Here is a 12945-nt window from a genome sequence, read left to right as displayed (position 1 = left end):
CGCTGCGCGCAGCGTCAATGGATGGGTGGAGCGTGCCCACTGCTCGATGATCGCCCGGAACAATTCCGGATCCGTGTCGCCTATCGCTTGAACGGCCATCGCGGCAGCTTCACGTGCACGCCACGAAGCACTGGTGGTCGCCTCCGCCAGACTGTCCAGAGCAGCCTCGTCGCGCGAACGAACAAGAATGAATCCGAGCCCGACGATCCCACAGCAGCGGATGTATTCGTCTTCGGACTCCACCGCCCGCAGGATGTCGTCACTGTCGGCGCCGCGCGCGAACTCGAGCATGAGCGCGAGGTTCGCGCGCGGGCCGGGCAATCCTGAACGCTCCTGCAGATAACTCCACAGTTCATCGCCGTCCAGATCCGCGAATGTCATGGGCGTCCTGCTTTCTCGAGTGCGGGTGCACCCATCATTTCACCGAAGGCCCTCTCATGACGGGAGTTCGAAGCTCACTTGCTTGCGTCGACGCGCATAGAGGAATCCACCGACAAACGCGAGCACCAGCACTCCGGTCATCACCACGGCCAGAACGTTGCCGCCGAGAAGAAGCGGGAGGTTTCCGGCAATGGCGATCGCGAATCCGATGAGGCCGACGAGCCCCAGGCTCGGGGCAAGTTTGGTGTGCCAGAGGCGCTGATCGACCTTCGTACGATGAAAGAATACGAGAACGGCGAGGCACGTGAGCAACATGAGAGCCACGATCCCCACCGTCGCGACGCCGGCGAACCACGCGAAGATCTGTGTCACCGGATCCAGACCGATGACGATGCAAGCTCCGAGAAGCACTAGAGCACAGCAGGATTGCACCACCGACGCGATGTGCGGCGAACCATGCACGCGGTGCGTCCGCCCACCTGCACCCGGCAGAACGCCGGTGTTCGACAGAACAAAGATGTATCTGGCCAAGACATTGTGGAGAGACAGAACTGCGGCAAAGAGACTGGACACCAACAGAATTTGAATCAGATGGGCTGTCACCGTTCCGGCAAAGTCAGTGGCAGTGGTGATCAACATGCCGTCGGGATCGGTGCTCGCAATGTCCACTGCACCCTTGTCGCCCCACGCCGTCACGACCGCCCAACTGGAGAGAGCATAGAAGCCGCCGATGAGGATCAAGGCGGCGTATGTCGCTCGCGGGATAGTCCGCGCGGGATCCTTCGCCTCATCGCGGAAGATCGCCGTCGACTCGAACCCGATGTAGCCGGCAAGCGCGAATACCAATGCGACACCGGGGGATCCGGAGAAAATTTCCGACGGAGAGAACATTGCCGTCGACGGACCTTCCGGACCACCGTCGGCGATGATGAAAGCGTCGAGTACGACAACGATCCCGACCTCTGCGATCAACAGGATGCCGAGCACCTTGCCCGACAATTCGATATGACGAAATCCCAGGACGGCTACCAGAGCCAACGAGGCGAGCGAGAAGATCCACCACGGCACTTCCGGACCACCGTAGGAGGTGATCAACGAACTCATTGCCGGGCCGAGGTAGCCGTACACCGCCAATTGCACTGTGCTGTAACTGACAAGCGCCAACATCGCACTGCCGACACCGGCACCACGGCCGAGACCATGTCCGACGTAGAGATAGAACGCGCCGGTTCCCGGGATGTAACGCGACATCGCGGTGAATCCGACGGCGAAGAGCAGAAGTACACCGGTGGTCACGGCGAAGGTCATGGGGAAGCCCGCACCGTTGCCACCGGAAATGCCCAGCGGCACAAGCCCACTGATCACAGTCAGCGGAGCGGCCGCGGCAACGACCATGAGGACTATCGAACCGGTACCCAGCGAGCCTCGTAGAGTTCGGTCATCGCCGGATGCATCATGTGAAGCATTGACGGAAGTATGGGTCATACCGGCGATGTTAGAACCATTGAAGTCGATTCGGGACCCAATTCACAAAACTTTTACTTGCGAAAAACGGGACGAACCGTCCGTTCGTCGCGCTCCCGTCAGCCTTCTTCCTGCAGCGCCAAGCGTTTGAGCTCGTCTTTTGCGTGCAGAATGTGACGTTCCATTGCCTCCGCCGCGCGAGCGCTGTCGCCCCGCTTGATCGCCTCGAAGATTTCCTTGTGCTCCACCCTCGAAGCCTCGACCTGGTCTTCGAACACGAGATGATCGACGGGGACGAACATTTCGCCGCGAGCCTCGACCACAGCGGCCTCCAACCTGCTGTTTCCCGCCGCTCTGGCGATACCGCCGTGGAACCTGGCGTCACAAGCCCGGAACGATCCCCGACTTCCGGAAACCCCCAATTGCTCAATGGATTCGAGCAACTCGAGAAGATGACGATCGGTTCGCCGGACCGCCGCGAGGCTTGCCGTGCGCATTTCCAACCCGATACGGAGGTCGACGATCTCGTCGATGTCTGCTTCTCGCGCTTTCAACTGGCCAACCCAGTCTTCATAAGGCCTGGTCAACTCCGAAACGAACGATCCGCCCGTGGCTCCTCGCCGCACCTCTATGTATCCCATCGCCTGAAGGATTCGGACCGCTTCTCGCACACTGACTCGACCGACTTCGAGTTGCTGAGACAGTTCACGCTCGGACGGCAGGCGATCACCGGGGCTGAGCGCGCCGCTGTGAATGAGCAGTCGCAAGCGTCGAGCGATATCCTCCCCCAACGTCGGTGCACTGACCATGAATTCGATGGCCGGCAGCTTGTCGATCTGCACGTCTCGTACCCCCTACTCGGTGCCTGGACCGACACTTACGCTTCGTCTTGACCTACGAAATCGAACGCTCCCATTCGCAACTGTCCTTGAATAGATACAGCAGCGCGCGGCACTTCGAACCCGTTACCCCAACTTTACAAGCCAAACTCTAGCGAAAAGCCATTCAATGGTTCTATGCTCGCTCCTATGACCCAATTCACGATGACGGCGGAGGCACTCCCCGCCATGCCCCTGATCGGAGTCACCGGCCGCGTCGACCGCGGCGGGCCGTCACTACCCAACGTCGTCGGCGACGCGTTGATGGAAATGTTCTTCACCGATTTTCCCTCGAAAATCCGCGCTGCCGGTGGTCAACCGATCCTGCTGAGCATCCACAGTGATCCGCGCCGAATCGTCGAGCATCTCGACGCCCTCGTCCTCAGCGGTGGTTCCGACGTGGACCCCAGGCGATACGGCCGCACCCCCGGACCAAACTCCTCGATGATCGACCCCGCTCGGGACGAATTCGAGTTCGCCCTGGTCGATGCAGCCTGGGAAATCGGACTGCCGATCCTGGGTGTATGTCGAGGACACCAGGTCGTCAACGTCGCCCGCGGGGGCACTCTGATTGCCGACCTTCCGACCGACGCCGGTGAGGCACACAGCTTCTTCGGTTATCCGCGTTCGTACCGACCGCAACAGGTCGCTCTGGAATCCGGTTCCGTCCCACACAGTCTGTTCGGCAACAGCATTCACGTGAACAGCCTTCACCACCAAGCCGTGGACACCCCGGGGAGCGGGCTTCGGATCGTCGGACGCGCGCTCGACGGCGTCGCCGAAGCCATCCAGGCCGCCGATCGCCCCGTGGTGGGCGTGCAGTGGCACCCCGAATTCTTCGTCGAAATCGACCCGCTCTTCTCGTGGCTCGTCGACGCTGCAACCTCCCGTCGGACCGATTCTTCTCACCAGACCGATCATCACAGAATGGAAGACACCAATGTCACGTACGCATGAGAACAAGGTCGCCCTCATCACCGGTGCAGGTTCCGGAATCGGCCGCGGCATCGCGCTGCGTCTCGCCTCCGACGGTGCCCGCGTTGCGGTCGTGGACCTTCACATCGAAAGTGCAAAGGAGACCGTCGCACTGATCGAATCACAGTACGGCACACCTGCGCTCGCCCTCGAAGCCGATGTGCGCGACCGCGCCGCAGTGAGCGCCGCCTTCGAAGCGACCGTCGCCGAATGGGGACGCTTCGACTACCTCGTCAACAACGCCGGTCTGATCACGATGAGTTCTCTCGAGAACCTCACCGACGAAGAGTGGGACCTCGTCCTCGACGTCAATCTCAAGGGCATGTTCATCGTCACGCAGATCGCCACCCCGTACTTCCGCGACGGCAACAGCGGCGCTGTGGTGAACTTGTCGACGGTGGAAGCGGACGTGGTTGTGTCCTCCCAGGGCTTCGCCCAGGTCCACTACAACGCGTCGAAGGGTGGAGTGAAGATGCTGACGAAGGCTCTGGCCGTCGAACTCTCGCGGTACAACGTACGAGTCAACGCAATCGCCCCCGGGCCGGTACCGACCGCATTCCTGCCTGGCATCGACGTCTCCTCCGGCGAAGTTCTCGACTTCATGAAGTCCAGGCTCCTGGTGCCGCGCGTCGGACGCCCCGAAGACATGGGTGCTGCAGTCTCCTTCCTGCTGTCCGACGACGCCTCCTACATCAGTGGGGTCCAGCTGCCCGTCGACGGCGGATGGCTCGCCCGATGAAAGGCCGGCTCACCACGGCCGAGCTCGCCGAGTCCGACATCGACACCGTCCTCATCGCCGGTATCGACCTCTACGGGCGATTAATCGGCAAACGGGTCCCGACGCGAATTTTCCTCGGCAACATCGACGAGGGCCTGCACGTGTGCACCTGTGTGTACGCCTGGGATGCCAACCAGCGTATGGACAAACTGGTAGTCGACTACGCCGGCGGGCACACCGGCTGGCACGACTTCCGTCTGCGACCCGATCTGGGGACACTTCGACGTGCGTCGTGGCTCGAGTCCACTGCCATCGTCATCGCAGACTCGGTCGACGAACATACCGGCGAGCTCGTCCCGATCGCACCGCGCACGATCCTGCGCAAGCAGATCGACAAGCTCGAATCAGACGGCCACACCGTCTACGCGGCAACGGAACTCGAGTTCCACCTCTACCGGGGTACCCCCGACGCGTTGAGGCGCAGCGGATACCGAGATCTCGAACCCACCACCCTGGTGCCCTCTGATTACACCATCACCGCCGGCAACGCGATGGAACCCTTCTTCCGCAGGGTACGAACCGCGTTGGAGGAGAGCGCAATTCCCGTCGAGGTTTCACAGGTCGAATACGGCCTGGGCCAGTGGGAGATCAACCTCGAATACGGAACCGCTCTCGAGATGGCCGACCGCCATGTGCTCTTCAAGCAGGTGGTTCACGACGTCGCCGCGGCAGAAGGGCTCACGGCGACCTTCATGGCACGTCCGAGCACCGACGGCATGGGCTCGTCGTGTCATATTCACGCGTCCATGCGTAGCGACGACACTTTCCCGTTCCACGATGCGAGCGCTGAAAACACGGCGAGCGCCGAACTACTGCACGCCGTCGGCGGAGTTCTCGAGCACTGCCCGGAACTCATGCTGTTCTACACGCCGACCATCAACTCGATGCGCCGGACCCGAGCCAGTCACGATTTTTCGGGGAACGGCTTGACCTGGGGTTTCGATAACAGGACGACCACCTGCCGACTCATCACCGGAGCGCCGTCCGCCAACCGTCTCGAAATGAGACTGCCAGGGGCGGACGCAAATCCATATCTCGCACTGGCCGCAGTCTTGGCATCGATGAACGACGGTCTGACACGAAAGCTCGATCCCGGCGCACCGGTACGACGCGACGGGTACAGCGACACAGACACACTCGAGAAGGTGAAGCAACAACCGCTGCCCGGCACACTCGACGAGGCGGCGCGTGCGCTCGAGGCCAGTGAGTTCGCACTCGCGGCGTTCGGCGCCGAGGTCGTGTCGCACTATGCGGCAGTCGCCAAGGACGAATGGGATTCCTTCATGTCCGCGGTCACCGACTGGGAACGCGAACGCTACCTCGACAACATCTGACCTACAAACGATTTCGCCACGAAGGACAGTCATGACCACTTCATGCTCACTCGTGCCCCAGAACAACACGATCGACGGAAACGTCGAAACACCGGCTATCGAACTCGGCGAATTTCTCACCGATCCCGACACCGGAGAGAAACTGCAAGCCCAACTCTCGTCCTCCACCGAACAGGTAGAGAGGGCAATCACCGCCGCGACAGAACTCCATCGATCGGGTGTCTGGACCCGTCGATCGGTAGCCGACCGGGTGCGCCTACTCGAGAGAACGGCTGAACTTGTCGAGGAACGAACTGCGGCGATCGCCCGTGAGGACTCCAAGAACAACGGTCTTCCGCTTTTGATCAGCACACTTTTCGCCGGCGGGCTTCCCGATCTATTCCGCAGTGCTGCAAGGCATCTGGAGAACTCCTCCGGGTTCGAGCAGCTGGCGTCAGGTGCACAATTACATCGGCTGGCTTGGGGCCCGACCGCTGTGATCGCACCGTGGAACGCACCGAGCTTCATCACCGCCAAGAAGACCGCATTCGCTTTGGCCGCAGGTGCTCCGGTCATCGCCAAGCCCTCCAACTGGGCACCGTCGGGTCCCAACGTGCTTGCCGAGGCGATCTCACGTGCCATCGCCGAAGTCGACGCGCCGAAAGCTCTGTTTCAGCTCATTCACGGAGACGGGGACGTCGGGGACCTACTGGCCACCGATCGACGAATCCGAGCACTGGCCTTCACCGGCGGTCGAGCAGCCGGCAGTTCAATCGCCGCTGCGGCTTCAACCGATTTCAAGGCGCTTCAACTCGAGCTCGGCAGCAACAACCCCGTGATCGTCCGCGCCGACGCCGACATCGATCTGACTGCCACCGCGCTCGTCGACGGGTTCACCAAACTCAACGGGCAATGGTGTGAGAGTCCGGGAAGCGTCTTCGTGCCGCCGCACCTTCACGACCGTCTTGTCGACGCAATACTCGACCGCACGGCTGAAATCGCGCTCGGCCGAACCGATGACGACAACATCACGATGGGTCCGCAGGCGAACGAGCCTCAACTCCAAAGGATGCGGGCGACCGTCGAGTTTCTCCGCGGCGTCGGCGGCACGGCCGTCTCGAGCACCCCTGTGCCGGACCTTTCCGGATGGTTCTTCCCTCCGACTGTGGTGCACGGGATCTCGTCGGAACACACCAAGACGGAGACCTTCGGGCCGATCCTGACCGTGCACCGAGCATCTACCGACGAGCAGGCGCTGCTCGAGGCCAACGCTCTCGATACCGGCCTGGCCGGATACGTGTTCGGCGCCGACGTCGACGCCGCTCGTGAACTTGCGACCCGAATCGAGTGCGGTGAGAACAAGATCAACAGCACCAGCCTCCTGGACCTCGACGACCACTCGACCCAGAGTTTCTGGGGCGGAAGCGGTATCGGCGCACACGGCGACAAAGAGCTTCTCGACTTCTTCCGGGGATCGCGAATCGTCGGTGTCGATGCGCCCGGACTGCCTCTCTAAGCCGAAAGAGGTCGTGGGAATGGGTGAAACGACACGGGTTGGCACCATGGTCGTCGAATGCCATGACACCGCAGCAGTTCTCGCCCGCATTTCTTCGCTGGGGTGGAAGCTTGGCGTAGAGGTCGTCAGTCTGTCCACGTGGATGTCCGTGACATCGCCGGGAGTCAGCGGTATGTCAATTGCGTACCGTTGCCCGACAACGATTTCGGACGCCATGCTGATCAAGCGTCTCAACAGGATCGTCGGGATAGTCCGCATCAAGACGGACCACGGCCCGTTTGTTCCGGTGACCCCACAGGTCGGCCTACACGTCACCGCGACTTTCCAACGCGTCGATCCAGTCGCGCTGGTCGCCTACCGGCACGGCGCAACCGTGTGCAGTCAGGCGAACAACGTTCTGTCGGTTCAACTCACCACTACCCGATCGAACGCGGACACATTCGTCTCTGATCTGGCGCAGGTTGCAGAGCGTCCACTGCGGGGTGAGATCTCGCTGCAGAAGATTCATCTTGCATGACGTCGACGTGCCACCACGGAGATGTGCGGCTACGGGCGTTGGCCCGTAGCCGCACATCATCGCGTGATCAGTGAGCCGGTAGGAGGGACGTCTCCTGCGCCGCGCCGTCTTCTGCGCCGATCTGGATGATGTTTCGCGGCAGGAACACGGCTGCGATCGCACCGAGAACTGCTGCAGCAGCACCGATCAGGAACGCGATACGCATGCCCTCGTCGGTGTAGAACACAGCGCCCTCCATCGCCATCGCGATGTGCGAGTTCAACACCGTGAAGGCGATGACGGGAAGCACTGCGGGGAAGATGCTCTGGAAGACCGCGACCATGCTCGCCGTGGTTGCCTGCAACTGCGGCGGCACTGCCTCGATGAGCAGGTTCGGAATGGAGGCGTAACCCATACCCATACCGACACCGAAGATTCCGGCAAAGATGATGAGCAGCGGCTTGTTGTCGTGAATGGTGGCCGTCAAGGTGAATCCGACTGCCATGAGGATCATTCCGATGATCATCAGCAGGCGGGGTCGAATGTTGCGGCCGACCAGGAAGCCCACGATCAAGCCGCCGACCACCACCATGCCGCCAAGGGGCGCCTGGAAGATCGCGAATCCCTCTGCTGTCACGCCGAATCCGTATCCCAGGCCGAGAACCGCTGGCGTCATCACCATCATCGGCAGCAAAATCGTGAAGACTCCCGACGCGCCGTAGCAGAACCCGGCACCGACGGCGGTGAGCATCACCGAACGCTTACCGAAGTAGCGCAGGTCGATCAAGGGCTCACGGATGGCTCGGGCAGAGGCAACCCAAGCCGCCAGCAGTGCGACGCCACCGATCAGATAGGCCAGTGTCGAGCCGTTCTTCCAGCCCCAGGTCGGTCCGAAGCTGACGCCGATCAGAATTCCGGCGATGCCCGATCCGAGCAGTACTGCACCGATCAGATCCAGCGAAGAGCGCAGTCGCACAGCTGATTCCGACGTCGAAGCGAAGATCATGACGCCGAGCAGAACCAAACCGATGACGAAGAACCAGAAGATGCTCCGGAACCCGTGGTTGTCGATCAACCAACCGGTGAGGAACGGCGCCGGAATAGCGATCAGGCCCATGCCGGAGGTTGCAATACTGACAGCCAGCGCAACGGTTTTCGGCGGAAAGACATCTCGAATGAGGGAGTAGCTCAGGAAGAGGCAGGGAACGAGCAGACCAGTCAGGGACCGGCCCAGAATCAAGACGGCATAGCTCGGCGCAATCGCCGAAATGAAGGATCCGACCGCTGCGCCGGCGACCGCAAAGAGCAGGACTTTTCGCTTGCCGTACATGTCCGCGAGCTTGCCGAGCAGCGGAGACGCGACCGCCCCGAGCAGCAGGAACGACGTGAGCAGCCAAGCTCCCTGCGTCGTTTGATAATGCACCGAGATGGCGGGCAGCGCCGTGGAAATCATCATGTAGCTCACCGCGAGCATTTCGAGAAGAAGAACGATCGACGCCAGCGAGAACACCAGTCGCGGAGTCCACCGCTCCGGTATCGATGTTGATTCGGGCAGACTGGGAGACGAACCGTCGCTGTGGACATGAGACGCCATGGCTGAAGAATCCTTTCGGGACACCTGCGAATTCGATTGACCCCCTGCCGAATACCGTCGGCCGGGGCCTTGCGGGGAAGTGCAGTGGAACGACAGCTACCGTTCTCGGCAACGTGTTACCTGCATCACAGCCCTCGCGTCGAACGCGCGCTACAGAATGTTCCGCGGAGCGGGACAATCAGGACAACGACTGATTGGCACCCCGGATACAGCCCCAGATACGACTGTGCGCCGTTTCGGTAGCGGTAACTACCAAAACGGCGCACGTGCGCGAAGCGCCTACAGAACTATGTTCACCATCTTGCCCGGCACAACGATCACCTTGCGCGGTGCGTTGCCCTCGAGCAGAGCGACGATCTTCTCGTCGGCCAGGGCGATCTCCTCCACAGCCTTGCGATCGGCATCCGCCGGGACGCTGATGCGGCTACGAACCTTGCCGTTGACCTGGATCGGGTACTCGACGGTGTCCTCGACAAGCCACTTCTCCTCGACAGCGGGGAAGGGGCCGTGTGCAAGAGATTCCGTGTGGCCAAGACGCGACCACAGCTCTTCCGCGAGGTGCGGCGCCAGGGGAGCGAGCATCAACACCAACGGCTCGACGGCAGCACGGGGCGCGCCACCCGGGAACGCCTTGGTGAGGTGGTTGTTGTACTCGATCAGCTTCGCAGCGGCCGTGTTGTCGCGCAGCGCGGTGTAATCCTCGATGACACCGGAAATCGCCTTGTTGAGCGCACGCAGCGTCTCCTCACCGGGCGCTTCGTCGGTGACACGGGGCTTGCCGGTCTCCTCGTCGATGACGACGCGCCACACTCGCTGCAGGAATCGCGCAGCACCGACGACGTCCTTGGTCGCCCACGGACGCGAGGTGTCCAGCGGACCCATCGACATCTCGTACACACGCAAGGTGTCTGCACCGAACTCGGCGCAGATCTCGTCCGGCGCAACGGCATTCTTGAGGCTCTTGCCCATCTTGCCGTACTCGCGGTTGACCTCGGCGCCCTCGAAGAAGAACTTGCCGTCATGCTCGACGACCTCTTCCGCGGGCACGTAGACACCGCGGGCATCGGTGTACGCGAATGCCTGGATGTAGCCCTGGTTGTAGAGGCGACGGTACGGCTCGCTCGAGGACACGTAGCCCAGGTCGAACAGAACCTTGTGCCAGAAGCGCGAGTACAGCAGGTGCAGCACCGCATGCTCGACGCCGCCGACGTACAGGTCGACTCCACCGGGATCGTTGGGGCCGTGCAGTTCCGGACGCGGACCCGTCCAGTACGCCTCGTTCTGCGGATCGCAGAAGGCGTCCTGGTTGGTGGGATCGATGTAGCGCAGCTGGTACCACGAGCTACCTGCCCACTGCGGCATGACGTTGGTGTCGCGGTGGTAGGTCTGCAGACCGTCGCCGAGATCGAGCTCGACGTTGACCCAGTCGGTCGCCTTGTTCAGCGGGGGAGAGGGCTCGGAGTTGGCGTCGTCCGGATCGAAGGACACCGGTGCGTAGTCCTCGACCTCCGGAAGCACCACGGGCAGAGCCGAATCCGGCAGGGCGTGTGCGTTGCCGTCCGCGTCGTAGACGATCGGGAAAGGCTCACCCCAGTAACGCTGACGCGCGAAGAGCCAGTCGCGCAGCTTGTACTGGATAGTGCCCTTGCCCTGGCCGCTCTCCTCGAGGCGGCTGATGACGGTCGCCTTGGCCTCGGCTACGTCCAGACCGTCGAGGTAGTCGGAGTTCACCAGCGGGCCGTCACCGGAGTACGCAGCCTCCGAAACATCGCCACCGGCAATAACTTCGAGAATTTCCAGTCCGAACGCGTTCGCGAACTCCCAGTCACGGTGATCGTGTCCCGGAACTGCCATGATCGCGCCGGTGCCGTAGCCGGTCAGCACGTAGTCGGCGATGAAGATCGGGACCTTGTGGCCGTTGACCGGATTGACGGCGTAGGAACCGAGGAAGACGCCCGTCTTCTCCTTGTTTTCCTGACGCTCCAGGTCGGTCTTGGCGGCAATCGACTTGCGGTATGCAGCAACAGCTTCCGCCGGAGTCGTGGCACCGCCAGTCCAGCGTGCGTCGACACCGTCGGGCCACTCGTCCGCGACGAGCTTGTCCACCAAGTCGTGCTCAGGAGCCAGCGTCACATAGGTGGCGCCGAACAGCGTGTCAGGGCGCGTCGTGAACACATCGACGCCGTACTCGCCTGCGGCAAAGGTAACTTCGGCGCCGTAGGAGCGTCCGATCCAGTTGCGCTGCATAGCCTTGACCTTGTCCGGCCAATCCAGGTACTCGAGATCGTCGACCAGGCGATCGGAGTACGCGGTGATGCGCATCATCCACTGCTGGAGGTGCTTACGGAACACGGGGAAGTTTCCGCGGTCACTACGACCGTCGGCGGTGACTTCCTCGTTGGCCAGCACGGTGCCCAAACCGGGGCACCAGTTGACCATCGAATCCGACTGGTAGACAAGGCGGTACGAGTCGACGACCTTTGCCTTCTCGGCGACTGTCAGCGACGCCCACTCGCGTCCGTCTTCCAGAGCGCGCTCACCGGAATCGAACTCGGCTTCCAGCTCCGAGATACGACGGGCCTTGCCTGCAGCCTTGTCGTACCAGGCGCCGTGGATCTGCAGGAAGATCCACTGCGTCCAGTGGTAGAAGTCGACGTCCGTCGTCGCGAGGCTACGACGCTCGTCGTGCCCCAGACCCAGGCGTCGCAGCTGGCGCTTCATGTTGGCGATGTTGGACTCGGTGGTCGTCCGCGGGTGGGTACCCGTCTGCACGGCGTACTGCTCGGCGGGGAGACCGAACGCGTCGTAGCCGAGGGTGTGCAGGACATTGCGCCCCTGCATGCGATGGAAGCGTGCGAAGACGTCCGTAGCGATGTATCCGAGCGGGTGACCGACGTGCAGGCCCGAACCCGAGGGGTACGGGAACATGTCCTGAACGAAGAGCTTGTCGGCGGGAACACCGTCGGGCGAGGAGAGCGGACCGACCGGATTGGGCGCGTTGAACGTGCCGTCCTCACTCCAGCGGTCCTGCCAGTGCTGCTCGATCTGGCCGGCGAGCTCCGCGGTGTAGCGGTGCTGCGGAGTTGCGTCGGCTGGTGAATCGGGGGACTGCGGAGACTCGGTCACTGTGGTCGCTATCTACTTGGCTGACGGAAATACCGATAACCAGGGTAGAGCCTGTGCGACCCGGGCATACCATCAACTCCACTCGCGCCTATCCTGTATGGGTGATCGTTGTCGCTGTGGTGCTATTCGTGCTCGCTGTCGCCGTCGGTGGAGTTGGTGTCGCCGGTCTGATCGGCAAACTCCCGCGCAACCGCTGGGCCGGTGTCCGCACCGAGGATTCCCTGCGGAGCGAGGAGTCGTTCGCCCTCGCCAACAAGGTGGCCGGTCCGACCATGCTCGCGGCCGCTGGAATGTTGGTCATCGGCGCAGTCGCAGCACTGACCATCGGCGGAGTCTTCGGCGTCGCGGTCGCGATCATCGCCGTCGTCGTCGCCGTCCTCACTGCCGGTTTCGGTGGAGGCATCGGCACCCGCGCGGCCGCCGC

10 protein-coding genes and 1 pseudogene are annotated in these 12945 nt (G+C 62.2%); 6 read left to right on the top strand and 5 right to left on the bottom strand.

Going from position 1 to position 12945, the window contains the following annotated elements:
* The 3 genes and pseudogenes from ABX74_RS18430 to ABX74_RS18420 all read right to left on the bottom strand — a co-directional run.
* Positions 1-381, bottom strand: a pseudogene (locus ABX74_RS18430) (hypothetical protein); the annotation flags it as partial.
* Between the two features lie 54 nt (positions 382-435).
* A complete protein-coding gene (locus tag ABX74_RS18425) occupies positions 436-1866 on the bottom strand; it encodes an APC family permease (RefSeq protein WP_047889409.1) in 1431 nt (476 codons plus the stop codon).
* 98 nt (positions 1867-1964) lie between these two features.
* Complete coding sequence (locus ABX74_RS18420; protein ID WP_021332595.1) at positions 1965-2687, bottom strand: FadR/GntR family transcriptional regulator; 723 nt, start codon at positions 2685-2687, stop codon at positions 1965-1967.
* A 186-nt stretch (positions 2688-2873) separates the two neighbouring features.
* Here ABX74_RS18420 and ABX74_RS18415 point away from each other — a divergent pair, with 186 nt between their 5' ends.
* From ABX74_RS18415 to ABX74_RS18395, 5 genes are read left to right on the top strand one after another with little or no spacing between them, the layout of a single operon-like run.
* Positions 2874-3680: a gamma-glutamyl-gamma-aminobutyrate hydrolase family protein gene (locus ABX74_RS18415; RefSeq protein WP_223257958.1), complete on the top strand. Its 807-nt coding sequence runs from the start codon at positions 2874-2876 to the stop codon at positions 3678-3680.
* On the top strand, positions 3664-4437 hold the full coding sequence (locus ABX74_RS18410) for an SDR family NAD(P)-dependent oxidoreductase (protein ID WP_021332597.1): 774 nt from the start codon (positions 3664-3666) through the stop codon (positions 4435-4437). Before ABX74_RS18415 ends, ABX74_RS18410 begins: the two co-directional genes overlap by 17 nt.
* Complete coding sequence (locus ABX74_RS18405) at positions 4434-5810, top strand: glutamine synthetase family protein (protein WP_053062050.1); 1377 nt, start codon at positions 4434-4436, stop codon at positions 5808-5810. The genes ABX74_RS18410 and ABX74_RS18405 overlap by 4 nt, the downstream gene beginning before the upstream one ends.
* A 31-nt stretch (positions 5811-5841) precedes the next feature.
* The gene (locus ABX74_RS18400) at positions 5842-7305 is read left to right on the top strand and encodes an aldehyde dehydrogenase family protein (RefSeq protein WP_047889407.1); all 1464 of its coding nucleotides are present in this window, start codon (positions 5842-5844) and stop codon (positions 7303-7305) included.
* Between the two features lie 19 nt (positions 7306-7324).
* On the top strand, positions 7325-7822 hold the full coding sequence (locus ABX74_RS18395; protein WP_047889406.1) for a hypothetical protein: 498 nt from the start codon (positions 7325-7327) through the stop codon (positions 7820-7822).
* A 67-nt stretch (positions 7823-7889) separates the two neighbouring features.
* Here ABX74_RS18395 and ABX74_RS18390 read toward each other — a convergent pair whose 3' ends face one another.
* Together ABX74_RS18390 and leuS are read right to left on the bottom strand one after the other, a co-directional pair.
* Positions 7890-9395: an MFS transporter gene (locus tag ABX74_RS18390; RefSeq protein ID WP_021342276.1), complete on the bottom strand. Its 1506-nt coding sequence runs from the start codon at positions 9393-9395 to the stop codon at positions 7890-7892.
* Positions 9396-9674: 279 nt separating this feature from the next.
* Positions 9675-12521: a leucine--tRNA ligase gene (gene leuS, locus ABX74_RS18385; RefSeq protein WP_047889405.1), complete on the bottom strand. Its 2847-nt coding sequence runs from the start codon at positions 12519-12521 to the stop codon at positions 9675-9677.
* Between the two features lie 101 nt (positions 12522-12622).
* Between leuS and ABX74_RS18380 the strand changes: the two genes are divergently transcribed.
* On the top strand, positions 12623-12945 hold a 323-nt coding region (locus ABX74_RS18380; protein WP_047889411.1), incomplete at its 3' end, for an SdpI family protein.

The sequence above is a fragment of the Rhodococcus sp. ARP2 genome (assembly GCF_001029585.1).
In the GTDB taxonomy this organism is placed as follows: Bacteria; Actinomycetota; Actinomycetes; order Mycobacteriales; family Mycobacteriaceae; genus Rhodococcus_F; species Rhodococcus_F erythropolis.
This window is presented reverse-complemented; position numbering and strand designations above follow the sequence as displayed.

What these genes read in the sequence shown, in the direction of transcription:
- ABX74_RS18390 (WP_021342276.1), bottom strand. Translation starts at nt 9,395, where the DNA reads ATGGCGTCTCATGTCCACAGCGACGGTTCGTCTCCCAGTCTGCCCGAA.
- ABX74_RS18395 (WP_047889406.1), top strand. Translation starts at nt 7,325, where the DNA reads ATGGGTGAAACGACACGGGTTGGCACCATGGTCGTCGAATGCCATGAC.
- ABX74_RS18405 (WP_053062050.1), top strand. Translation starts at nt 4,434, where the DNA reads ATGAAAGGCCGGCTCACCACGGCCGAGCTCGCCGAGTCCGACATCGAC.
- ABX74_RS18425 (WP_047889409.1), bottom strand. Translation starts at nt 1,866, where the DNA reads ATGACCCATACTTCCGTCAATGCTTCACATGATGCATCCGGCGATGAC.
- ABX74_RS18415 (WP_223257958.1), top strand. Translation starts at nt 2,874, where the DNA reads ATGACCCAATTCACGATGACGGCGGAGGCACTCCCCGCCATGCCCCTG.
- ABX74_RS18400 (WP_047889407.1), top strand. Translation starts at nt 5,842, where the DNA reads ATGACCACTTCATGCTCACTCGTGCCCCAGAACAACACGATCGACGGA.
- ABX74_RS18410 (WP_021332597.1), top strand. Translation starts at nt 3,664, where the DNA reads ATGTCACGTACGCATGAGAACAAGGTCGCCCTCATCACCGGTGCAGGT.